General features: G+C 27.5%; 21 protein-coding genes. 3 read left to right on the top strand and 18 right to left on the bottom strand.

The genetic code is table 11. The annotated features are described in order from the left end of the window. Positions 1-9: 9 nt before the first annotated feature. The 10 genes from AS160_RS02695 to smc form a co-directional block, all read right to left on the bottom strand. Positions 10-732: an N-acetyltransferase gene (locus tag AS160_RS02695; protein ID WP_165144523.1), complete on the bottom strand. Its 723-nt coding sequence runs from the start codon at positions 730-732 to the stop codon at positions 10-12. A 77-nt stretch (positions 733-809) separates the two neighbouring features. After that, entirely contained in the window at positions 810-1,601 is a 792-nt protein-coding gene (locus AS160_RS02690; RefSeq protein WP_165144520.1) for a cyclase family protein, read from the bottom strand. 12 nt (positions 1,602-1,613) lie between these two features. Then, entirely contained in the window at positions 1,614-3,017 is a 1,404-nt protein-coding gene (locus AS160_RS02685) for a DUF1116 domain-containing protein (RefSeq protein ID WP_165144517.1), read from the bottom strand. After that, positions 3,014-4,555, bottom strand: a complete 1,542-nt coding sequence (gene fdrA / locus AS160_RS02680; protein ID WP_165144514.1) for an acyl-CoA synthetase FdrA — start codon at positions 4,553-4,555, stop codon at positions 3,014-3,016. The genes AS160_RS02685 and fdrA overlap by 4 nt, the downstream gene beginning before the upstream one ends. Before the next feature lie 2 nt (positions 4,556-4,557). Further along, positions 4,558-5,235 carry a DUF2877 domain-containing protein gene (locus AS160_RS02675; protein ID WP_165144511.1) on the bottom strand — a complete coding sequence of 226 codons (678 nt, stop codon included), beginning with the start codon at positions 5,233-5,235 and terminating at the stop codon, positions 4,558-4,560. An 8-nt stretch (positions 5,236-5,243) separates the two neighbouring features. Beyond that, complete coding sequence (locus tag AS160_RS02670; RefSeq protein ID WP_165144508.1) at positions 5,244-6,545, bottom strand: uracil-xanthine permease family protein; 1,302 nt, start codon at positions 6,543-6,545, stop codon at positions 5,244-5,246. Between the two features lie 56 nt (positions 6,546-6,601). Next, positions 6,602-8,944, bottom strand: coding sequence for a xanthine dehydrogenase family protein molybdopterin-binding subunit (locus AS160_RS02665; RefSeq protein ID WP_165144505.1), 2,343 nt, complete (start codon positions 8,942-8,944; stop codon positions 6,602-6,604). Then, positions 8,944-9,414: a (2Fe-2S)-binding protein gene (locus AS160_RS02660; protein ID WP_165144502.1), complete on the bottom strand. Its 471-nt coding sequence runs from the start codon at positions 9,412-9,414 to the stop codon at positions 8,944-8,946. Before AS160_RS02660 ends, AS160_RS02665 begins: the two co-directional genes overlap by 1 nt. Then, positions 9,414-10,280 carry a xanthine dehydrogenase family protein subunit M gene (locus AS160_RS02655; RefSeq protein WP_165144499.1) on the bottom strand — a complete coding sequence of 289 codons (867 nt, stop codon included), beginning with the start codon at positions 10,278-10,280 and terminating at the stop codon, positions 9,414-9,416. Before AS160_RS02655 ends, AS160_RS02660 begins: the two co-directional genes overlap by 1 nt. Positions 10,281-10,504: 224 nt before the next feature. Then, complete coding sequence (gene smc / locus AS160_RS02650; protein ID WP_165144496.1) at positions 10,505-14,047, bottom strand: chromosome segregation protein SMC; 3,543 nt, start codon at positions 14,045-14,047, stop codon at positions 10,505-10,507. 119 nt (positions 14,048-14,166) lie between these two features. Between smc and AS160_RS02645 the strand changes: the two genes are divergently transcribed. Further along, entirely contained in the window at positions 14,167-14,511 is a 345-nt protein-coding gene (locus AS160_RS02645; protein ID WP_165144493.1) for a DUF1292 domain-containing protein, read from the top strand. A 6-nt stretch (positions 14,512-14,517) separates the two neighbouring features. Then, positions 14,518-15,513: a bifunctional 5,10-methylenetetrahydrofolate dehydrogenase/5,10-methenyltetrahydrofolate cyclohydrolase gene (locus AS160_RS02640; protein ID WP_165144490.1), complete on the top strand. Its 996-nt coding sequence runs from the start codon at positions 14,518-14,520 to the stop codon at positions 15,511-15,513. A 24-nt stretch (positions 15,514-15,537) separates the two neighbouring features. On the opposite strand, the gene prfB is transcribed toward AS160_RS02640, so the two are convergent. Genes prfB through AS160_RS02625 form a run of 3 tightly spaced genes read right to left on the bottom strand, consistent with a single transcriptional unit; the run spans position 15,538 to position 20,457 of the window. Continuing rightward, a complete protein-coding gene (gene prfB / locus AS160_RS02635; RefSeq protein ID WP_165144487.1) occupies positions 15,538-16,647 on the bottom strand; it encodes a peptide chain release factor 2 in 1,110 nt (369 codons plus the stop codon). A 4-nt stretch (positions 16,648-16,651) separates the two neighbouring features. Then, entirely contained in the window at positions 16,652-19,102 is a 2,451-nt protein-coding gene (secA, locus tag AS160_RS02630) for a preprotein translocase subunit SecA (RefSeq protein ID WP_165144484.1), read from the bottom strand. 8 nt (positions 19,103-19,110) lie between these two features. Continuing rightward, positions 19,111-20,457: a hypothetical protein gene (locus tag AS160_RS02625; protein WP_165144481.1), complete on the bottom strand. Its 1,347-nt coding sequence runs from the start codon at positions 20,455-20,457 to the stop codon at positions 19,111-19,113. A gap of 82 nt (positions 20,458-20,539) precedes the next feature. On the opposite strand from AS160_RS02625, the gene AS160_RS02620 reads away from it, so the two are divergent. Beyond that, positions 20,540-21,985: a GGDEF domain-containing protein gene (locus AS160_RS02620; protein ID WP_165144478.1), complete on the top strand. Its 1,446-nt coding sequence runs from the start codon at positions 20,540-20,542 to the stop codon at positions 21,983-21,985. A 63-nt stretch (positions 21,986-22,048) separates the two neighbouring features. Here the strand turns inward: AS160_RS02620 and AS160_RS02615 are convergent, their stop codons facing one another. Genes AS160_RS02615 through AS160_RS02595 form a run of 5 tightly spaced genes read right to left on the bottom strand, consistent with a single transcriptional unit; the run spans position 22,049 to position 24,888 of the window. Beyond that, on the bottom strand, positions 22,049-22,540 hold the full coding sequence (locus tag AS160_RS02615) for a hypothetical protein (RefSeq protein ID WP_165144475.1): 492 nt from the start codon (positions 22,538-22,540) through the stop codon (positions 22,049-22,051). After that, complete coding sequence (locus tag AS160_RS02610; RefSeq protein ID WP_165144472.1) at positions 22,537-23,028, bottom strand: hypothetical protein; 492 nt, start codon at positions 23,026-23,028, stop codon at positions 22,537-22,539. The genes AS160_RS02615 and AS160_RS02610 overlap by 4 nt, the downstream gene beginning before the upstream one ends. Beyond that, a complete protein-coding gene (locus AS160_RS02605) occupies positions 23,025-23,666 on the bottom strand; it encodes a lactate utilization protein (RefSeq protein ID WP_165144469.1) in 642 nt (213 codons plus the stop codon). The genes AS160_RS02610 and AS160_RS02605 overlap by 4 nt, the downstream gene beginning before the upstream one ends. 1 nt (position 23,667) lies before the next feature. Next, positions 23,668-24,555, bottom strand: coding sequence for a cation diffusion facilitator family transporter (locus tag AS160_RS02600; protein WP_165144466.1), 888 nt, complete (start codon positions 24,553-24,555; stop codon positions 23,668-23,670). 3 nt (positions 24,556-24,558) lie between these two features. Continuing rightward, the gene (locus tag AS160_RS02595) at positions 24,559-24,888 is read right to left on the bottom strand and encodes a metalloregulator ArsR/SmtB family transcription factor (protein WP_165144463.1); all 330 of its coding nucleotides are present in this window, start codon (positions 24,886-24,888) and stop codon (positions 24,559-24,561) included. Positions 24,889-24,956: the final 68 nt, after the last annotated feature.

The raw sequence follows: 24,956 nt of genomic DNA, 5'->3' as shown, positions 1-24,956 counted from the left end.
GCCTTGTCTTTAAACAACTGGATTTTCAGGAATTATTAATTCTTTGTTAGCTTCAGCAACTTCAGGAGTTGCAGGAACAAGTTCAGTTTTTACAAGTTGTTGTAAATATTCTTTTATTGATAAATCCCAATATTCTTTAGTTACATAATAAACTTTAGCGCCACCGAGTTCATGTTGTACATCTGGCCATGGATATGATGGTTGTGCCATTCCTAAACCCCATCTTTTCCATCCGTTATAACTTTCATATGTTGCCCACCATTCTTTTGCACCTAATTTTTCAAATGCATATTTTGCTTTAGCATAATACATAATAGCTCCAACTCTTAAACCTCTAACAAATGCCATAGAATGAAGACTAATATGAATTCCATTATTCATAACTCTAGCATTTGCAAATCCTGCTAATTTACCATTAATTGTACCAATCATGAAATATGGATCTTTTAATCTATTTCTATACCATCCTAATAATTCTCCATATACCCTTACGCCAACTATATCATAGAAATCATGATCAACATCTAATAATTTTTTTACAAATGGTAATAATTCAGGAACTTCTTCTTTTTTAAGAGGTCTTATATATAAATAACTACCATCTTTTAATTTAGCCATTTCAGGTTCATATGGTGGTAATTTTAATGATGGACCAGATAATAATGGTTCAATTTCTCTAGCATCAAATGTTAATTTTTCTTGAGATACTTTTTCTGGTAATTCTTTCCACATAATTTTCCCTCCACTATATATTTTATTTTTAATATAATTTTTTCAAACAATATTTTTAATATTATTTAATATAAATATTATTCAATTTCAAATGCTGCTACACGAGCAATACTGGATTCACCATCTACTAATCTCCATGGGAAAATACCAATATACATTCTTCTATTTAATACTTTATCTATATCTCCACCAAGATTTTCAGCGTGAAGAATTAAATGTGGGAATAAATCAATATGCATTAATTGATATGTCTTATGATCAAAATATTCATCTAATGGTTTTCCATATTTCTCTCTAAAATGTTTATCTGCCATAGCAGCAAATTCTGGCCTATATTCTCTTAAAATTGTATTCATAGGGTGATCAGCCGAACCGCAGTCTACACCAACCCATTTAATTTCCATTTCTTTTAACCAGTCAGCAAATCTTTGATCTGGTCCTGGATGGAAATAATAATATTTATTTTCATTTGCTTCTGGTTGATCCCAAGCATATTTATGATACCCTGTATTAATAATTATGATATCTCCTTTTTTTATTTCAAGATTGTTTTCTTTAGCAACTTTTAATAATGTTTCAGGTGTATATATATCAAAATCTCCTACTTCTTTTGAAATATCTAAAATAACGCCTTCATGGAATAAATAACCATCTAATGGCAATGAAGCTATATCTCTTCCACCTGTCATAAAATGTCTTTGACCATCTAAATGAGTACCGTTATGCATACTTGTTTGTACTATTTGTCCATTTACCCTTTGAAGCATCATTCTTTTAAAATACCATAATTTCATTGGCTCATAACCTGGCCATGGTGGTGTTGTAATACCTATCTTTTGAGTTAAATCATACACTTTAATACCTGCCATAATGTTCCCCCCTTAATCTAAATATGTTTTTACAAATGCGTCTAATGCATCTATAAATATATTTATAGGTGGATAGGTTAAACCTGCTCCAACCTGTCCAATACCTGGTTCTTTGTGGGCAATACCAGTATTAATTCTTGGTAATATTCCTTTTTCTACAACTTTTTTAACATTTAATCCTGTAGGTGTTCCTCTAAAGTTTAAAAATGGAATCTTATATGTATTATTTTCTGCATCTGTTATTTCATACATTTTTAATGTTGTTTCAATAGCTTCTTGTACAGTTCCCCCAACGAATTTAACTATTGCTGGAGCACCTGCCATAGCGAATCCACCAAATCCTCCAGTTTCAGTTATAGTACTATCTCCGATATCTGGATTAGCATCATCTTTTGTAAATCCAGGGAAATATAATCCATCAACATCTTGAGCTGGTCCGACAAACCATTGACCTGGTAATCCAGCCAATCTAATTCCAAAATCAGTTCCATTTCTAGCCATTACTGTAACTATTGTACTTCCTTTAATTCCTTCAGCAGCTAATGTTGCTGATTTAGCAGCTGGCATTGATAAGTTTAAGAAAAAGTGATCATTAGAATTTATAAACTCAATAACTTCTTTCTTTTCTTTGTTGGAAAAACTAGTATCTAAAATAGCTGGAGCTATTTCACGTATGAATAAGGATGTAGCGGCTCTATTTCTGTTATGACACTCATCGCCCATTTGTACAGCTTGAGCAATTAAATTCTTTAAATTTATTTCTCCCTTTAATTCAATAGCTTCTTTTAAAACAGGATATAATACTTCTTCCATCCATTTTAATTTTTCAATAACATCTGGTCCATTTGCACCGTATCTTAATACTTTTCCTAGCCCTTCATTCATTGTACAATAGGATTTAATTCCATATGTTTTGTTTTCAATTATAAATACTGGCATTGATGGAGTTGCAACACCGGCCATTGGCCCTACACCATCATGATGATGCCAAGGATCAAACACGATTTCACCAGATTCTATTAATTCAATAGCTTCTTTTTCATCTTTGGCTTTTCCTTCATATATTAATCCACCAATAACAGCACCTTTTAATGGTCCGCACATTCTATCCCATGTAATTGGTGGTCCAGCATGTAAAATCATATTATCATTCATTCCTGGTACAACGTCTCGTGCTATCCCCATACCTACAAGAGTTGGTTGAGAATTCATTATTCTTTCAACAGCTTCTTTATTTGCTGCTTCAACATCAATATTTAACATATTAAAATCATTTAAAATTTTTAATGCTTTAGACCCTCCTAAAGGTGGTTTCCAATCAACGTGAACAACATTAGCTCCTTGCCTTTTTAAATCTTCATAGAAAGATTTTAAACCTATGTTTACTATTTTCAATTCTTCTTTAAATAAACTCATCTTCCCAACTCCTTCCAAACATTAACTGCAAATTTAACTGCGCTTGCATTGCTTGGGAAGACAATTATTCCTTCATCTTCCAGCTTTTTCTTTTGTTCATAATATTTTTGAGGATCTTCATATGTTCCACAAATATTTGCTATAACACAACGATAATTTTCAGATGTTTCTCGTGCAGTTTTTACAGCTTCTGCAATTTCACCTGCAGGATCCATATGTGATCCCCATCCAAGAACAACATCAACCATAATTATTGCGGTTTCCTTATCGAGATATTCTTTTATTAATCTAGATTTTCTCATTGTAAAATCAATCATTGGATGAGGTCGTCCTACAGTAAATTCATCTTCACCCATGTCAACAACGGTATTTTCTTTACTTAAATTAATATTTTCTAATTTATATTTTGGATCAAGTGGAGCTGGTGAATAAATTGGGCCAATTTCTTTTGATAGTAATACCATAGTCTCATCAGCTAATGTTCCACCTGAATATAATCCTCTTATATATTTACCTTCTTTAATTTTTGAAACTTCTTCTTTAACTTTAGACTCAAAATCAAATGATTCTAAGAAATCAAAATAAGTATAAATATCTTTTTCTATGTTTTTACCTTGACACAATAATGCAGCTTTAATGGCAGTATCTTCCAATGTATACCCAACAGTAATAGTAGGATCTTCTACTACACCATTTACAAAATGAACCACATGTTTCTTATTAGATTTTTTCAATAATTCAGTTGCTTTTTCAACTACCTCAGGATAAGGAGGTTTAGAAACTAAGACAATAATATCAGTTTCATCATCTTCTATTAATCTTCTAATTCCCTCAAGAAACATCAATCCACCTACATCCTTTTTAACATCCCTTCCGCCAGTTCCTATTAGTTGAGATATTCCACAGCCAAGATTAGAAATTATCGAAGAAACTTCTTGTGCTCCAGTACCTGAAGCGGCGATAATTCCAATTTTTCCTCTTTTTACGACATTTGAAAATGCCATTGGGACACCATTTATAATGGCTGTTCCACAATCAGGTCCCATAACTAGTAATCCTTTTTCCAAAGCATATTTTTTTAATTCAATTTCTGTTTCTAAAGGTACATTATCACTAAAAAGCATTACATTTAAACCGTGATCTAAAGCTTTTCTTGTTTCAAATCCAGCATATTCACCAGCTATAGAAATAACTGCCATATTTGCGCCATTTAATTTTTTTACAGCACTATCTAAAGAAGGATAAAATTTTTCTCCTTCATCTTCTTCAGCTTCAGCTTTTAATAATTTTTCAACTTCATTTTCAAGTTCATCCATATTAATATTATTACCTTTTATTACTATCAATAAATCATTAGGAGTAGTTTTTTCTAATTCTTCATCAATCATTCCTAACTCTCTCAAAAATTCCTTGTTAGTATCAGTACCCATTCCAACAAGAGCTTCTTCAACATCATCATGCTTTTTAATATCTTCTGTAATAAGCATAAGTGTAACTGAGTCATAATACGAATTTGGTTTAATCAATTTGTAAACCACGTTTATCCCTCCAAATCAAAGAAAAATGAAATACCAATAATCCAACCTAATCCTGAAGTATCCCCCATGTTTAACAAATTAGCCTTATTTCCTTTTTCTAAATATTCTTTAACAGGTTTTGGAGCATATCCTTTAGAAGAATGAGATAATTGAAAATATGATAATTTATTTGTTTTATATTTTGCCTTTTCTAGAATATATGAATCATCAAACTTTCTTTTAATTGAATTAATTAGCAATATTCCAGATAAAATATCATCAAATAATGGAGTTAAACCAGGGCCAAAACCTATTAAATCATCATATTTTTTTTCATTTAATGTAGTAATGATTTTTTTAAATATTCTATTGTCAATTTTTTCTTTCAATAATTCTATATTTTTATTTAATGGTTCAAAATAAAAAATTTGTGTTATTTTTGGATCATATATAATGTAATTATTTAAAATATAATTATTATCAAAAATTAAATTATTATTTTCTAATTTAATTGTTGAAAATTTTAAGAAATTGGGAGGGGCGGTCATTCCTAATGCCCCGACCCTATTTTCATAAGTTGTTAAAGTAAAAATATCGCTATTATCAAATTCAAAATATTTAGAATGTTTGGTTTTAAAAAATTCTTTTAGTTTACTATTTTCTAATCGTTTATCAAACAACAATTTTGAAACTTCAATCATTTTTCACCTTATTCATCTGAAGCACCAGTTAAAGTTAATATAGCGTTAACTAAAATTCCAACAACAGCAGCAAGACCTAACCCTTGTAAAGCGAAATTCCCTGCTTGGAAAACAGCCCCACCTAAACCGGTTACTAACATTAATGACATTGTTACTAGATTTTTCCCTTCTACTTTTACTTGGTTGTTTATTAATGTTTTTGCACCAATACTTGCAATCATACCGAATAATAATATTTCTATTCCACCCATTACTGGTACAGGTATTGATCTTACTAATGCTCCTACTTTTGGTATTAATGCCAATAATATTGCAAAGAATGCTGCTATTCTCATTATCCATGGATTAAATGCTTTTGTAAATGCTAATACTCCAGTATTTTCACTATATGTTGTATTTGCAGGTCCTCCAAAAAATCCTCCTAATGATGTTGCAAGACCATCGCCCATTAATGTTCTATGCATTCCTGGATCTTCATAGAATTTCTTTCCTACTACTGCTGATATTGCAAATATATCACCGAAGTGTTCTACTGATGGTGCAATTGCTACTGGTACTATTGCAGCTGCTGCATACCATGAGAATTTTGGTAAATATATTTCTGGTATTCCTACCCAACTTGCTGTTCCTACTTCTGCAAAACTTACATTTCCTGTTATTGCTGCTACTATATACCCTACTATTATCCCCCATATAACAGGTATTAATCTACTAAATCCTCTTGTATATAATCTTACTATTACTGCCGTAAATAAAGATACTAATGCTATCCACCAATTTCCACTTGCCATATTTATTGCTACTGGACTTAATATTAAACCTATTAATATTATCATTGTTCCTGATATTACTGGCGGGAATAATTTTTCAAATCTCCTAATACCTATAAACTTAATTAATATTCCAAAACCAAACTTTACTAAACCTGCTAAAAATATTCCACCTGTTGCATAGGCTAAGTATGGTTTTAAATCTACTCCAGCTGCTACTGCATCTTGAATGTTATTATATCCAAGTCCAGCTTCATTCATATAATGCATTACTACTGCAACTATTGGAGCAATGTATGCAAAACTAGAGCCTAAAAATACTGGTACCTTCCATTTTGTGATCCAATGAAATAATAATGTTCCAAGTCCAGCTGTGAATAACGCTACATTTACAGGTATACCTGTTAAATAAGGCACCAATACTGTTGCGCCAAACATTGTGAAGGTATGTTGTAATCCTAATAATATTAATCCCCCTGTCCCCATACCTTCACTTCGATCTTCTTGAGGAACGACATTCAAATATTCGCTTTCGCTCATGTTTCTCCCCTCCTAAATAAGATTTGGATAGACACAATTAATTTTTTTTATTTAAATTAATTTCTTTTATTTATAGCTTCTAATATTTTATCTGCAGTTAATGGTAATTCTCTTAAATTCACACCTATAGCATCATATATAGCAGATGCAATTGCTGGAGGGACTGAAATCATAGGATGTTCTCCAACACCCTTTGCTCCAAATGGTGAAGATTCTTCAAATGTTTGAACGAAATCATATTTAATTTCTTCTGGTATATCAGCTATTGTAGGAATCTTATAATCTGTAAATGAAACAGTTAATGGATATCCTTTTTCATTATATTTAATACCTTCAAAAATTGCAGGTCCCATACCTTGAATCATTCCTCCGACAACTTGACCGCCTGCAGTAATAGGATTAATAATTGTTCCTGCATCAAAAACTCCAACCAATTGAATTATTTTTAATTCACCAGTATTAAGATCAATTTCTACTTCTGCGCCTTGTGCGCCAAATGTCCATTCAGCTGCAGCATTTCCCTGCCCTGTTTCTAAGTCGAGATTTGTAAGCATTTCAGGTACAAAACTTCCTCTACCAATTACAGGACCTCCTATTGCGTGTCCATCAGGATATGTATATCCCATTACAATATCTTTTAATAATATATATTTTTCTGGTCTATATTTTACAAATACTCTATCATCTTCTACTTCCAAATTATGTGGAGCAACACCAAGAACTTGAGAAGCAATATTTTTTATTTGATTTAAAGCGTCTTCAGCAGCTCTATATAACGCATTTCCTACTGTCCATAATGCTCTTGAAGCTACAGTTTGCCATTCATATGGATTAACATCTGTGTCATTTGGAGTAACAAAATGAATTTTATCAGGAGAAATATGTAATGCATCTGCAGCCATTTGAACAACTGCAGTATTAAAACCTTGTCCGATTTCTTGTATACTTGCTTGTAAAGTAACAGTTGCATCCTCGTGGAATTTTATAATTACTGCAGAACCAGCATTAGTTGGCATAGCTGGAGCCTTTACTAATGTAGCTAATCCTTTTCCTCTAACCTTTCTAGGACCAGATGGTTCTGTTTTTTTGCCATATTCTATTAATTCAGCCGCTTTTTTCAAACAAGCTTCTGGATTTCCTGTATCATGATGAATTGTTTGTCCCATTGAATTTGTTAAACCAGGTTTGAGTAAATTCTTTAATCGTAATTCAACAGGATCCATTCCTAATTCTTGAGCAACTTCATCAAGATTTCTTTCGGTAGCCCAATGTAATTCTCCATGTCCAAACCCTCTAAAAGCTCCTCCTAAGAAATGATTTGTATATACACCATATGAATCTGTTTTTAAATTTGGAACATAAATAGAACCTGGTAATGTGTAACCAGCAGCTCTTACTACATTAGTTCCATATTCTGCATATGCACCACCATCAAAAATTAATGTAGCTTCCATAGCTGTAATAGTTCCATCTTTTTTAACACCGGTTTTTATTTTTGCATACATTCCTTGTCTAACAACAGCCCTAATGTCTTCTTCTCTTGAATATATTAATTTAATATATCTTCCTTTTAGTTTTTCAGATAAAGCAATTACTATACCTTCCATATTAATACCAGCTTTAGCGCCAAAACCGCCACCAACATATGGTGCAATAACTCTAACTTTGTGTCTAGGTAACTTAAATGCATGAGCTATTAAATTTCTTAAAGTAAATGGAGATTGAGCTGAAGAATATACTGTTAATTTTTCATTATAATCCCAAAATGCTATAGCTCCATGTGGTTCAAGTGGAGCATGATACATTTGAGGTAAAGAATATTCTTTTTCAACTATAATATCAGCTTCAGCAAATCCTTTTTCTACATCACCTTTTCTTGTTTTGTGATGATGGAAAACATTCTTTTCGGGTTCAATATTATATAATGGCAATTTATCATATTTTGCTAAATCAGGATGAATTAATACTTCACCTTTCATTGCTTCTCTAGGATCTTGAATTACTGGTAATTCTTCATATTCAACCTCTATTAACTCGACAGCTTGTCTTGCGATATCTAATGAATCTGCAGCTACAGCAGCAACAGGTTCTCCAACGTATCTAACCCTATCTGGGGTTATAATAGGTCTATCTACCAAATATATACCTTGCCTATATGGAACGTCCTTTCCAGTGACAATAGCTCTAACTCCTGGTAATTTTTCTGCTTTTGATATATCAATATTTTTTATAATTCCATGTGGAATTGGACTCTTTTTTATTGCTGCATGCAACATATTTGGGAAAAACATATCAGTAACATATTTAGCTTGACCAGTTACTTTTTCAATTGCATCTACTCTGTTCATAGGTTTTCCAACATATTCAAATTTAATAGGTGGTTTGTATTCATATCTCATTATTTTGCACCTCCCATTTTCTGGGCAGCTATTTTAACTGCATCTAAAATAACAGTATAACCAGTACATCTACATAGATTTCCAGCTAATCTTTCAACAATAACCTCTTTTGTTGGATTAGGTATTTTTTCTAACATAGCCTTAGTCGACATAATAAATCCAGGAGTACAATATCCACATTGAAATGCATTTGCCTCAACAAAAGCCTCTTGGACAGGATGTAATTTATTATCTTTTGTTAAACCTTCAACGGTTTCAATAACAGAACCATCAGCTTCAGGTGCTAATATTAGACAAGAATTAACAGGTCTTCCATTGTATATTACAGTACAAGCACCGCATTCTCCGTTTCCGCATCCTTCTTTAGCGCCTGTTAAAAATAATTTATCTCTAAGAACATCAAGGAGGGTTTCATTTGGTTTTACATCCACTTCTACATTTTCATTATTTACAGTAAAAGTAATCTTCATTATAATCCCTCCTTTATCATATTCATTTCTCTTAATAATTTTATAGGTAATATTTTTGCCATTCTCTTTCTATATTCAGCGGTTCCTCTAGCATCTGTTATTGGATTTACGCTATCTTGAATTATTTGAGCAAACTGTTCCACATTTTCCATAGTTAATTCTTTTCCTTTTATAAATTCTTCAGCTTCGAATATTCTAATTGGCGTAGGAGCAACAGAAGCTAAAGCAACTCTAATCTCTCTCTTCCCATTAGGATCAATAACAGTTAAAGCCATACCTATTGTAGCTAAATCAACAGCTTTAATTCTTGAAATCTTATAATATCTTCCAATACTTTCTCCTTCAAATGGAATGTGTACCGATTTTACAATTTCTCCTTTTTCTAAAACAGTTTTTCCAGGTCCTTTGAAAAATTCAGTGATTTTTACTGTTCTTTCTCCTTTTTTAGAAATAATGTTTAATTCTGCGTTGTAAGTAAGTAATGCAGGAGCAGTATCTGATGCTGGAGAAGCATTGCATAAGTTTCCTACTACTGTTCCGCGATTTCTTGTTTGATATCCACCTACAACACGAATACCTTGAAATAATGTAGGATAATATTCTTTTACATAATCAAACTCTTCGATTAAAACATTTAATTTTATTCCTGCACCAAAGGTTAGCCCTTTTTCTTTTGAAAAATCAACATTGAAAAGTTCATCAATTCCTTTTAAGTCAATAACCGTTCTTGGTTTAATTACACTGGCTCGCATTTTTACAATTAAATCAGTTCCGCCTAATATAGGATAAACGTTTTCTTGATCAAGTATTTCTAGGGCTTCATCAAGGCTTTTTGGTTTTACATAATCATATGAAAAAGTAATCATGCTTTCCCCCCTTTAAAAAAAATAATAAAAAAAACATACGTTTTTTTAATTTTATTTTAATATATGTTGTATATATTATATTCTTATTTTTAATATATTACAAATAAGAAAACCACAAGGAAAAATTAAACTTTAATTAATAAATGAGTATATTTGTTTTTAATTAATTATAATCTATATTTAACAAATAAAAAATCCCGCATTATAAATGCGGGATAAAAATATTATTTTGTTAAATCTTCTAAAAATTTAAAATTAACTGGTACAACCTGAGAAACACCATGTCTCATAGTGATACCGTGGAATATTTCTCCAATTTCCATCATCAATTTATTATGTGTAATTATCATAAACTGTGTTTTTTCTGCATGATTTTTAATTAATTTAGCTAATTTTGCTGCATTAATATCATCTAATGGAGCATCGATTTCATCTAATAAATAAAAAGGACTTGGATTGACATTCATTAATGCAAATAAAAATGCTGAAGTAATTAATGCTTTTTCTCCTCCTGAAAAAAGTTGTAATTTTTGAAAATTTCTTCCAGGTTTTTTAACAGAAATTTCTACACCTTTTTCAAATGCTTTTCCTTCACCTACCATTTTTAAAACGCCATCTCCGCCTACAAATAATTCTTTAATAAATTGTGCGAATTTTTCATTTACAAGATTAAATGTAGATAAGTATTTTTCTTCAGCTTCATTGTCTATTTTTTCTATCCCTTCTTGGATACTTTTTATTGATTGCATAATATCATCTTTTTGACTTTGCCTGTCGTCTAACTCTTTTTTTACCATTTCATATTCGTCTAATACGCCAAGATCTACACTTCCTAAATGTTTTAATGCTTTTTTTATGTCATCAATTCTTCTTTCTAAAGCAATAATTTCCGCTTCACTAAGCTCATCATATATAAAATCATTTGAAGATATACCTATATTTTTTGCTTTTTCTATTAAAAAATCTTTTTCATGTTTTAAATTTTGGATTTCTAACTCTAATTCATGGGATAGATTTTTTAATTCATCGATCTTATCTTTTAATTCGTTTTTCTTTAGTTCGTATTTTTCAAGTTCGTCAAATTTTTCAGATTTTCCTTCTCTGCTCATTCTCATCATTTTAAAAGCATCTTCTATTTCATCGTTCATTGCTTTAATTTCTTTTTCATAATCAATTAAATCGATTTTTTTCTTATTTATATCTGATTTTAATTCATTAAGAAGATTATTGATAGATTCAATAGTGTTATTTATTGTTTTGGTTTCGTTTTTTATTTTTAAATATTCAGATTTGTATGAATTAATTTTTTCATTAATAGAATTTTTGTACAAATTTAATTCATCTAGTTTGGCAATTTTTAATCGCAATTCATCATGAGTAGTTTTGTTATGCTTTTCTAATTCAATGATTTCATTTTCAAATTTTATAATTTTATCTTTAGCAATATCTATATCATTATCTAAAATTTTTAATTCAAGATGTATCTCTTCTTTTCTTTCTTCATATGAATCTATTCTATTAATTATTTCGTTTAACCGTTTTTTTGATGAATCATAATTATTTTTAAAATCTTTATATGAATTTGCACCATTTAATCTATTATATTTAATTTCATTTAATTTTTCTTCTAATTTTCTTAATTCTAATAGTTCTTTTTTATATTCAAATTCAATTTTTTTTAGCTTCTCTTCATATTCTTTTATTTCTTGATTTATTTCATTTAAATCTTCTTTTAATGTTTGTAATTCTCTTTTTCTAGTTAAAAGTAATGTGGAATTATTACCTTTTGAAAGTCCGCCTGTTATTGCACCAGAAGTATTAATTATTTCTCCATCAGTCGTAGAAATAGTTAAAGATAAATTTGTATATGTTTTTTTGATATTTAAAGCGGTTCTTAATGAGTCCACAACAATAGCATTACCAAAAACATATTCTATAGCTTTCTTATATTCATTGTTATAATTAATTAAATCTACAATATATCCGTAGAAACCAGGTTCATTTTCTAATTCTTTATATTTTTTTATTTTTGGATTAATTAAATCTAAAGGTAAAAACGTTACTCTTCCTGCTTCTTCAGCTTTTAAATAATTAATATACGAAGAAACTTTATTAGAGTTTCTTATAACAACATTTTGAAGTCTATATCCCGCAACCATAGTTATAGCTGTTTCTAGTTCTTCTGGTACTTCAATTAAATTAAGAACAACATCAACTAAATTCTCATCATTATAAAATGCCTCAAAAAGTTTTTTAATTGCATATGAAAAACCTTCATATTCTGTTATTTGTAAGGAAAGATTTTGAATTTTCCTTTCTGTTAAATCCTTATCATGATTTAGCTTTTGTAAATAATTATATGTATTATTTAATTCTGAATGTAGTTCATCAACTTTGTTTTTCTTTTGGTAAATTTCATTATTTAAGTTTTCTTCCTTTTTAGTTATAGTGTTTAATTCATTTTCTAATTCTTTTATTTTATCCTCTAATTCTAAAATGTTTTTTTCTAGATTGTTTTTTTCAGTGTTTAGAAATTTTAATCTTTCTTCTTTATCAGCTAATTCATTAATTAATTTATTTTTTTTATTCTCCGATTCTTTTAGATAATAGTTTATTTTTTTTATTTCCTCTTTTAATTCAGTTAATTTATTAATCTCTTCAGAAATAGAGTTTTCGATTTCTTTTTTTTCTTGTTCAATAATTTTAATCTCATCTATATATTTGCTTATTTCATTTTCATATTTATTTAGTAAATCATTTACCTCTTCAAATCTTTTTTCGTTTTTTTCTAAATCTTCTTCTAATTTTTTCTTTTCCCAATCTTTTTCAACAATTTTTGAATTTAAACTATTAATTTCATTTTCTAATAGTTTTTTCATATCTTCATATGATTTTAAGCGTTGTCTAAAATTTTCTATTTTTTCTCCATATACAGATAACTGCTCTTCTTTTTCTTCAATTTCTCTTTTTAGTTCTTTATATAATCTTTCAATTTCAAAGCTTTCTGATAGATATGTTTTAATTTTATTTTTATTTTCCAAAATAGAATTTTCAACTTCTTTTATTTTTCTATCAATCGAAATGCTCTTTGAACCAAAGTATTTAACTCCAATATTTTTCAATTCTTCATTATATTCAACATGTTTTTTAGCCCTAGATGCTCTATTAGAAAGAGATTTGACTCTTTTTTCAACTTCGTATAATACATCATTAAGTCTTTCAAGATTTTCTTTTGTTTGATTCAACATTTTTAATGCGATTTCTTTTTTATCTAAATAAGTTTTTATTCCAGCTGCATCTTCAATTATATTTCTAATTTGATCAGAAGATGCAGAAACTAATTCTCTAACTTGATCTTGTGATATAATAGAATAAAAGGATTTTCCAACCCCAGCTCCACCAATAATGCCAAATATATCTTTTAAACGTACCGTTCTATTGTCAATTTTATATATATTTTTACCATCTGCTGTTAATATTTTTCCGATATTTCTTATTTTACCTTCATCATCTCGTATTTTTATAAATACTTCAGCTTTTTTAGCAGGAGGATATTTATCAGAGCCACTAAAAATAACATCATTTTTTTCTGAAATTCTAATTTGTTTAGAGGATTGTTCTCCAAGTAGCCATCTAATAGCATCTACAATATTAGATTTTCCGGACCCATTTGGTCCAACTATGCTTACAATATTTGAGTCTAGATTTAAAATGGTATTTTTTGCAAAACTTTTAAATCCTTTAATTCGTAATTCTAAAAGATTCAATATTATAACCTCCTTATTTCCATTATATTATATCATATTTACACCATTTAGAAACTATAATTTCACAATTATAATTTAAAATATAACTATATTATTTTGCAAAACTTGGAGGGATAAAGATGGAAAGATTAGAATTTTTTACAATTACAGGAGAAGACGGAAATGAATATAATTTTATGTTTGTTGAAGAGTTAAAAATTGATGATAAAAAATATTGGATATGTTACGAAGCTTTTAAAGAAGAAAATAGTGAAGATATTGTTTTGGGAGATACAGTCGCTTTTAAAGTAAATGAAGAAAAAGGTGAAATATTTTTAGATGCAGTTGAAGATGATAAGGAATTAGAAAAGATTGAAGAAGAATGGAAAAAAGTAATGGAGGATGTTGATATCGACGAAAATGAAGATTTTATAATCATTGATGAAAATGACGAATTTGTAGAAGATGATAGCGAAGAAAAATAATTGGGGGTGAAGGATTTAATTCAAGAAAAGTTATTTGATATTCAATATTTAATAGAAAAATTTGATAGGCCGTTATTCGAAAAAAATATTGAATTATTTAAGAAAAATAATATTAAACCTAGTTTAGTATGTATTCTCACATCAAATGACCCAGGAAGTATTTCTTATGCTAAAGGTATAAAAGGTATATGTAAATCTTATGATATAGAATTTATTTTAGATAAGGTGGATACAAAAAAAGAATTAGAAGAAAAAATACAATTTTATAATAATAATGAAAAAATATATGGAATAATAGTTATGTATCCAACACCATATGATAAAGATACATATTTTATGAATTTAGTAACGCCTGAAAAGGATGTAGAAGGGTTAAATCATGAATATATGGGGTATTTAGTTCAACATGAGTTTTATAGCGATAATGAAAATTTAAGAAAATTAATAATTCCTCCAACTGCTAAAGGAATATTATACGTCTTAAAAAGAAATTATGTAGTATATGAAAAATATTACCATATTCATGGTAAATATCCTGATGGATTAGAAGAAAATCCATTTAAATTAGAAGGTAAAAAAGTAGTAGTTATTAATGATTCTTTGGCTGTAGGTAGATCCTTAGCATTAATGATGCTTAATGAGAATGCCAGTGTACGTGTATGCCAAAAATATACAGATTTTAATGATATTCTAAGATTTGTATCTTTTTCAGATATAATTGTATCAGCCGTACCTTCAAATAAATTCACTATCCCAACAAAAAATATACCAAAAAATTCTATTGTTTTTGATATATCTTTTGAAGGAAATTTTGAATACCCAGATATTTTTGAAAAAATATATAAGATTTCTCCTAAATGGAATATGGTTGAAAAAGGAAATAGAATAAATGATATGACATTGCATAGATTAGTGTCGAATTTATTTTATTTGATAAATAGAAAGTTACCTAATGAAGATTTAATAAAATTAAAAGAGTTTGAAAAAAGTATATATGATTAAAAAATTCCCCCTACGGGGGATTTTTTAATCATCTTTATTTATTTTTGCAAAATATAATAATTCAGCTTCAATAAAACTATCAAGTTCTCCATCTAAAACAGCATCAGCGTTTGAGGTTTCATGATTTGTCCTATGGTCTTTAACCATTTTATATGGGTATAATACATATGATCTAATTTGGTTACCCCAAGATATATCTTTCATATCTCCCATTAATTTTAATTTTTCTTCCATTTTCTTTTGCATTTCAAGCTCAAATAATCTTGCTTTTAAAATTTGCATTGCAGTTGCTTTATTTTGATGCTGCGATCTTTCATTTTGACAAGCAACAACAATACCTGTTGGTAAATGTGTGATTCTAACAGCTGAATCAGTTTTATTTACATGTTGTCCTCCGGCACCACCAGACCTATATGTATCTATCTTCAAATCATCAGGTTTAATTTCTATATCAATATCCTCATCTAATTCTGGTGTAACAGATACAGATGCAAATGATGTATGTCTTCTATTAGCAGCATCAAATGGTGATACCCTAACAAGTCTATGTACTCCTGATTCATATTTTAATTTTCCATATGCAAAAGATCCATTTATTTTTATGGTAACGCTTTTAATTCCTGCTTCATCTCCAGGTAAATAATCTATAATATCTATCTTATAATTACTCTTTTCTGCCCATCTAGTATACATTCTTAATAACATATCTGCCCAATCATGTGATTCTGTACCCCCAGCACCAGGATGTATAGTTAAAAAGACATTATTGGAATCATATTTTCCTGATAATAACATAGCTAATTCAAACTCTTTAACTTTTTTTTCTATTTCTTTTAATATTTCTAGAGCATGCTCATCCATAGTTGGATCTTCTTCTGAAAATTCTATAGCTACATCTAGGTCTTCAAAAAGGCTTTGTAAAGAATTAAATTCATCTCTTTCATTTTTTAGATGTTGAACTTCTCTTGATATTTTTTCAGCTCTTTTTTGATCATTCCAAAAATCAGGATTTGTCATTTCATTTTCAAGTTCAATAATTCTTTTTTTTGTTTTTTCTATATCAAAAAGATTTTGAAGGTTTTTAAATTTTTCACGTAACTCTTCAATTTTCACCTTTACTTCATAATCTAGCATTTTTTCACCTCTTTATTCTAATTCTTTTATGTGAAGTCTTTTTTTCTTTTCTTTTTTCAGCTCTATTTATAACACTTCCATCATTATGAACAAAATTTAATTGTTTTATTTTTTTCTTAGTTTCTTCTTCTTCCTTACTTGTATCTACTTTAACTATTCTAATCAAATATGAAACTGTATCATCATAAATATTATTAATTAAATCTTCAAAAAGCATATAGGACTCTCTCTTAAACTCCATGGCAGGGTCTTTTTGACCATATGCTCTTAAACTAACAGCTTCTTTCAAATGTTCTATAGCTTCCAAGTGCTTTCTCCATCTTTCGTCTATAATTTTAAGCATAATAAATTTAGCGATTTGATGGAATTCTTCACCAAATTCTTTTTTCTTTGAAACATATTTATCCCATAATAATTTAAATACTTTATCTTTACATTCTTCTATATTATCAAAATCAATTTTTTCTATTATATTAAAAGCTAATAATTTTTTAGAAAGTTCATCCTTATTAACCATTTCATCTTCATCAATAGAAGTTTCAATTATTCTGTCAACTACATCTTCAAATATTTCTTTTAAATGTTCGTCATAGTCATTTTGTTCTAGTATCCAATCTCTGTGTGAATAAATAGAAGATCTTTGATAGTCCATAATAGAGTCTAATTCAAATAATCTCTTTCTAATAGAGAAATGAATACCTTCTACTCTCTTCTGAGCGTCTCTAATAATTTTACTTAAAAGACTATGTTCAATTGGTTGTCCGTCTTCTATTTTTAAAGTATTCATAATATTTTTAAGTTTATCTCCACCAAAAAGTCTTAATAAGTCATCTTCAAAAGATAAGAAGAATCTTGATTCTCCCGGATCACCTTGTCTTCCAGAACGCCCTACTAATTGATTATCGATTCTTCTACTTTCATGTCTTTCTGTACCGATAACATATAATCCGCCTAATTCTACAACGCCTTCACCTAATTTAATATCAGTACCTCTACCTGCCATATTAGTGGCTATTGTTATCATTCCTTTTTGTCCAGCTTGAGCTACTATTTCAGCTTCTTTTTCATGGTATTTTGCATTTAAAACATTATGAGGTATCTCCTCTTTTTTTAACATATAACTTAATAATTCACTTGTTTCAATAGAAGTAGTTCCAACCAACATAGGTTGTCCTTTTTTGTATCTTTCTTTAATTTCCTTTACAACAGCATTCCATTTTTCTTTTTGGGTTTTGAATATTAAATCATTTTTATCCTCTCTAATAACAGGTTTATTTGTGGGGATAACAACAACTTCACAATTATATATTTGTTTAAATTCGTCTTCTTCTGTTTTAGCTGTACCTGTCATACCAGAAAGTTTTTCATACATTCTAAAATAATTTTGGAATGTTATTGTAGCATATGTTAAAGATTCTTCTTTAACCTTAACTCCTTCTTTAGCTTCTATAGCTTGATGTAACCCTTCAGAATATCTTCTTCCTTGCATTAATCTTCCTGTAAATTCATCAACTATTATAACTTCTCCGCCTTGAATTATATAATCCTTATCTCTTTTGAAATAATATAATGCTTTTAATGCATTTAAAGCATGGAATAAATAGTGGATGTTTTTTGGATCGTATAAATTATCAATACCTAACATTTTTTCTAATTTATCAATACCTTCATCTGTTAAAATAACAGCTTTTCCTTTTTCATCTAATGTAAAGTCTTCATCCTTTTTTAATTTTTTAACAATACTAGCAAATCTTAAATATAATTGAGAAGGTGTATCAGATGGCCCGGAAATAATTAAAGGAGTTCTTGCTTCATCTATTAAAATACTATCTGCTTCATCGACTATAGCATAATAGTGACCTCTTTGAACTTTGTCATTTAAATCATATACTAAATTATCTCTTAAATAATCAAATCCAAATTCATTAGCAGTACCGTATGTAATATCACATTGATAAGCTTTTTTTCTATCCTCATTTTCCATGCCGGCTTGAATAAATCCAACAGTAAGTCCTAAAAATTCGTATATTGGTCCCATCCATTGAGCATCTCTTTTTGCTAAGTAATCATTATGTGTTGCTAAATGCACTCCTTTTCCGGTTAATGCATTTAAATATACTGGTAATGTAGCGACCAATGTTTTTCCTTCACCGGTTTTCATTTCAGCTATTTTACCTTCATGTAAAGCGATTCCTCCCATTAGTTGAACATCAAAATGTCTCATTTTTAATACTCTTTTTGAAGTTTCTCTTACTACTGCAAAAGCTTCAACTAATAAATCATCTAATGTTTCACCATCGTTTAATCTTTTCTTAAATTCGATAGTTTTTTCTTTTAATTTATCATCAGATAATTTTTCAATTTGTGACTCTAAAGCGTTGATTTTATCTACAGTTTTTTTATATTTATTTATAAATCTTTTGTTCTTATCGAAAATCTTTGATAATATACTCATTTTGACACCTACCTTAAAATTATTTTTTCTATAAACTTGTTATTATCAGAAGCGTTTATTATTAAAAATTCACCAGGTACGGAATTTCCTATATTTTCTTCAAAAAAAGAATTAATATTAGAATACCAAATATATATTATATTTTCAGGAATATTATTTGAATTATATATTTTTAAATTTGAAAACTTTTTTGTATTTACGATTAAATACTTCATTAACGAAGGCGAAATAGAAGAAAAAATCATTTGATTATCATTAAAATATAAATATACTGGATTTCCAATATCTTCGTAATAAATTGAATAATAATAATATCTACCCAATGAATTCTTATTTATTCCCCATGTTTTTAACTTGTTTTCTAATTTTCCAATATCAACATTACCTGGAATAATAATTGATAATCTTAAATCTTTTCTTGAAAAATATTCAGTAATATATATATTATTTTCTGAACTTATAGTACTAAGTATAAATTTTAAAGACTCTTTAGCATAATTATCATTAGGTAAAAATATTTTAGATATAATATTTTCCATTTCAATAGAAGAAGATAAATCCAAAAATAATATAGAATCTCCAAAAAGTTTATAATCTGGATCAAATTTCGTTAAATTAATTAATTTCAAAGAACTTTCAACATCAATAACAATTTCCTTGTTTATATAATTAATCTTCAAAAATCCATTTATATTATCAGAATATTTATTTATATATTTTTTTTGAAAGGGTTCAATTAAATAATCGAATTTATTATTTTTAAAAGAAATAAAAATATTATCTTTAATTTCAAGCTTTAAGGTATTAAAATCATCTAATAATCTAAATATTTTTTCTAAAGAAATTTCGTTATTATACAATAAAATATGTCCTCCAATAGGATATAACTTTAAATTTAAATATTTAATAAAATATTCTCCTTGTATATATTCTACATCATAACTAAAAAGTTTTTTTATCAAATTAATTAATTTTTCTTGATTATTGTAATCTGTTATTATAATTCCATTAAAATTTGATATAAAATTAATAATATCTTGTATAGGATTTACCCAAAAAATGTCTCTAATATCAAAATTATCATTTGATACAAACAGAAAATCTGATGAAATAAAATTAATAGTGTCTTTTAATTCTTCATCTGTTAAATTTTTAATTAAATAATTATATAATAATTCTTGTCCGGCACCTTCTTTAGAATATAGATATCTAAAAAAAGGAATATTGGAATATAATTCATTAAATAATTCTTTTGGATTATTTAGATACATATAAAAATCAAAGTTATCTATGATTTGATATGAAAATATTTGTATGTTTATAATAAAAAAAAATAAAATAATAATTTTTTTCATAAAATCACCTCGTTTTTGATATAATTATTATATAATAATTATATAAATATATTAAATAAACGTTACAATACAGGGGGAGAAAATGAAAAAAGAAATTTTAGAGAAACTATTACCATATGAAGAATTTATAATTAAATCAAAATTTAATCAAGGGTTTTATTTTATATTTGAAAATTTTAGTAAAATTTTAAAACAAGTATATTCAGATATTTATATTTCAGGAGATGTATTTTCTGTTCCGGATAATATTTTTAAAATCATAAATATGTCTAAAAATGGACATTTTATATTAAAGAATATATATATTGTAGAAGATAAAAACGAACAAAAAGTAAAATTTATTGGGAATAATAAAGAGATATGTTTAAATTATAATATTTTAAAAAAAACCGAGAGTGAAGTGTTTTATTATATTATAAAATCTCTTTCGGAAAAATATGCTATTTCATTGGTTGATATAATGCTTAAAAGTACAAATCTCTCATATAATATGATAAGTATGAAAAAGGTTATAGAAGAAGCATCTAAAATTGAAACCTCTTTAGATAAATTAATATATATTTATTTAACTGCTTTGACAATGCAATATGGTGGAGGATTTAATAGAGCTATATTTTTTAAAAAAGATAACAATAATAATTATGAAATTTTTAGAGCTATAGGATTCAAAAATGAAAATGAGGCATATTCTGTGTGGGAATTTTTGGATAAAATAAATTATGATTTTGATGCGGCTATTAAGAATTATTCTAAAGATAAATATTTTTCATCACTAGAAGAAAAAATAATAGGATTAAAAATTAGTAAAGATGTAATAGGTAATGTTGATAATATACCTTTAATTATGAGTGCAAATAAAGTTCCAATAACTATAAGAAATTATCTGGATTTACATAATGAATTTGCAGTATTATCATTAAAAACTGAAAATAATGAAATAGGTTTTATTTTAGTTGATAACAGATATACAAAAAAGAAAATAACAGAGGATCAATTATACTTTTTAGATTTTCTTTCAAAACAATTTACTATTTTGTGGGAAAATAAAATATATATAGAGTCATTGAGTTTAGAAGCTAAAAAAGATTTTTTAACAGGATTTTATAATAGAAGGTGTTTTGATAAATATATAAATTCTATTATTGAATCTAATAAGAAAAACATAGGTATTGTAATTATAGATATGGATAATTTTAAGAAAGTTAATGATGAGTATGGGCATTATATGGGAGATGAATTATTAAGAAATATATCTGAAATTATATTAAATAATATAAGAGAAACAGATAGAGCATTTAGATATGGTGGAGATGAATTTATTCTAATATTTGAAAATATAAGCAAAAAAGATCTGTCAAATATTTTAGAAAGAATAAAAAATAGTTATTATAAAAAGACGGGATATACATTTTCTGCTGGAGCTGTTATCTGTGAAAATCCAGAGGAAATTAATAAATATATTAAGAAAGCAGATGAAGTATTATATATTTCAAAAAAAGAATATAAGGGAGATTTTGTAATAAGATAATATTTGGAGATTATAAATTAGGAATATATAAAATACTCTCATCCGTATTGTGGATGAGAGTATTTATTTTTTATAAAATAATTCCATAATATATCCGCTAGAAAAAGCATAAATTATAATAAATAAATTTAAAAGTAAGACAAATTTAATATCTAATATTGATAATGCAAAAGGTAACCATTGTATTTTTATTGACCATGCTGCTATTGTTACTGCTATTACTCCTATACTTGCACCATTATTAATTAATTCTGCAAAAAATGGATAAAATGCATAAGCGGGCCCCACCATTAATGTTCCAAAAATACCACCTAATAATTTCCCTTTAAATCCACTTTCTTTTCCAACAAACTTTTTTATTGTCTGTTTAGGAATTACTTCGGAAATAAATCCAGTTAAATATGCAACACTTAGAATAATAGGTAAAAGGTATAAAAATGTCTTTATTGCGTATTTTAATCCTAATATAGCTTTATCGGGGTTAAAAAACATTAATATTATAGCTATCAAAAAGATTATAATTTCTACTTTATAATTTTTTATGAAATTTTTCATAATATCAACTCCATTAAATATGCAATAATGATTATTGAAATTACTGCATAAGTGTTACGAATAATTGTGAATTTCTTTCCAAAATTTTGTAATTCATATGTTAAAAATATAATACCAATCATTACCCAAGATAATAAAAAAGATGATACTAATGCAACACTTGCATTGTTTTCAAAAAGATATTGTGCAATAGGATAACCAGATGCGGGTGGTCCCATCATTATTGCACCAGTTAATAGACCTGTTATTATCCCCTTAAGACCTGAAAAATTTAATAAAAAGTCACCAACTTGTTTAGGAGATAAAAAATTTTGTAAAATACCTATGATTAAAAATATAGAAAATATTCTAATAGAATTTTGAATAAGGTTTTTATTCCCTTTTTTTATAGCTTTTTTAAATTCATTTTTTCCTTTATTTTTTAGTAAATATATATATAGTATTATTACAAGTATAAGTAATGAGAATCCGAAAATTAAATTACTCATAATCCTAAATCTTCTTTAACTAAAATAATTTTAAATCTACCAGGATGTCTAACCCCGGTTTCTACAATAACCCTATGAACACAAATTCTTTGAGGTGACATACAATCATCACATTTTCCTGTATATGTACAAGGGGTATCAAAATTCAACCTTTTTGAATTCATTGGGGATATATATTCTATTCTTTTATTTGCACTTTCAACATCTGGAACAATCTTGTTTATTCCAGCTACTATTATTACATGTTTTGGACCAAATATCATTGGAGCAACACGTGTTCCATTACCATCTAACTGTACAATTTTCCCATCTTCAGTAATAGCGTTTGCACTACATAAGAAATAATCTGCTTTAAACATTTCAAATTGTATTTTTTCTAAATCTTCTTTTGATTTTGCATTATATCTATCTAAAAAATTAAATTTCCCATTTCTTAAAAAATCTAAAACTCCACATTCATTAAGAGTTAGACTTCCGCCAACTGCGACTAAACTATTTTCTCTCATTATTTCTTTTAATAGAGGTACAACATCTTCTTTTTTATCCACTAAAAAAGCGTCATGTTTTTTTCTTTTTAGATTTGTTACAACCTTTTCGCCAAGTTTTTGATACTTCCAATTCCATAATTCTTCTCTCATTCTATTTTCCCCCTTTACAAATATTCTTTTCAAATTGAATTGTTGTATGGCTAATATCAAATTTTTCATGTAATAATGAATTTATTCTTTTCAAATAATCATCTAAATCATAATTATCATTTTCGTTTAACGAAACATGACATTCTAAATACTTATCTTTTCCATCAGTTGTCCACACATGTATGTGATGAACGTCATCAACAAAATTCAATTTTTCAACTTCTCTTTTTATTCCATCAAGATCTATATCATTTGGTATTCCTTGAATTAAAATATTTACGCTCTCTTTTAATAATGAGTAACTTTCATAAATAATATAACCACTAATAAATAATGTAAATAATGGATCCAAAATATACCAGTTATATTTATATATAAAAATTGCTCCAAATATTATTAACACAGATGATAATGTATCGCTAGCAATATGTACAAAAGTAGCTTTAATATTTAAATTATCTTTAGATTCTTTAAATAAAAGAAATGCTGTAATTAAATTTCCTAATAAACCAATAATAGAAATTATCAACATTAATTTACCATCAATTACTTCTGGATTATAAAACTTTTTAATACCTTCAACAATTAAAAATATAGCAACAGCTAACAAAAATACAGTGTTAATAAATGCAGCTAATATTTCAACTCTTTTATATCCATATGTTCTTATAGTATCTTTTGGTTTTTTTGATATTTTCCTGGCAACATAACTTAGAACTAAAGCAAAAGTATCATTTAAATTATGGAGCGAATCAGAAATTAGGGCTAAACTATTTGAAATCATACCTCCAATAATTTCTGATAATGAAATAATTAAATTTGAAACAACAGAAAAAAATAATTTTTTTTCAGTTAAATCATTTTCATGATGGTGATGATGTCCAGACATTTTTTATTCTCCTTTCTCTTTTAGATGTTCAAATACCATATTAATAATGTCTTCAATGTGTTTATCTTTTAATGAATAAAAAACGTTTTTTCCTTGTTTCCTATATTTTACTATATTCATTTGTTTTAGTAGTCTTAATTGATGAGATACTGCGGATTGAGAAATTCCAGCGATTTCTACTATTTTTGATACACACAATTCATTTTTCAGTAATGCGAGTAAAATCTTTAGTCTAGTTTCATCTGCAAAAATTTTATACAGTTCTACTGCATTTATTATTAAATCTCTTTCAGGTAAAGAACTATTTAATTCATCACTTTTAGTATCACTCATAATATACCTCCTATATATGAACACTTATACATATATAGTATATCATATTTTTTTAGTTTGTCAATAAA

Source organism: Marinitoga sp. 38H-ov, assembly GCF_011057715.1.
In the GTDB taxonomy this organism is placed as follows: Bacteria; Thermotogota; Thermotogae; order Petrotogales; family Petrotogaceae; genus Marinitoga.
This window is presented reverse-complemented; position numbering and strand designations above follow the sequence as displayed.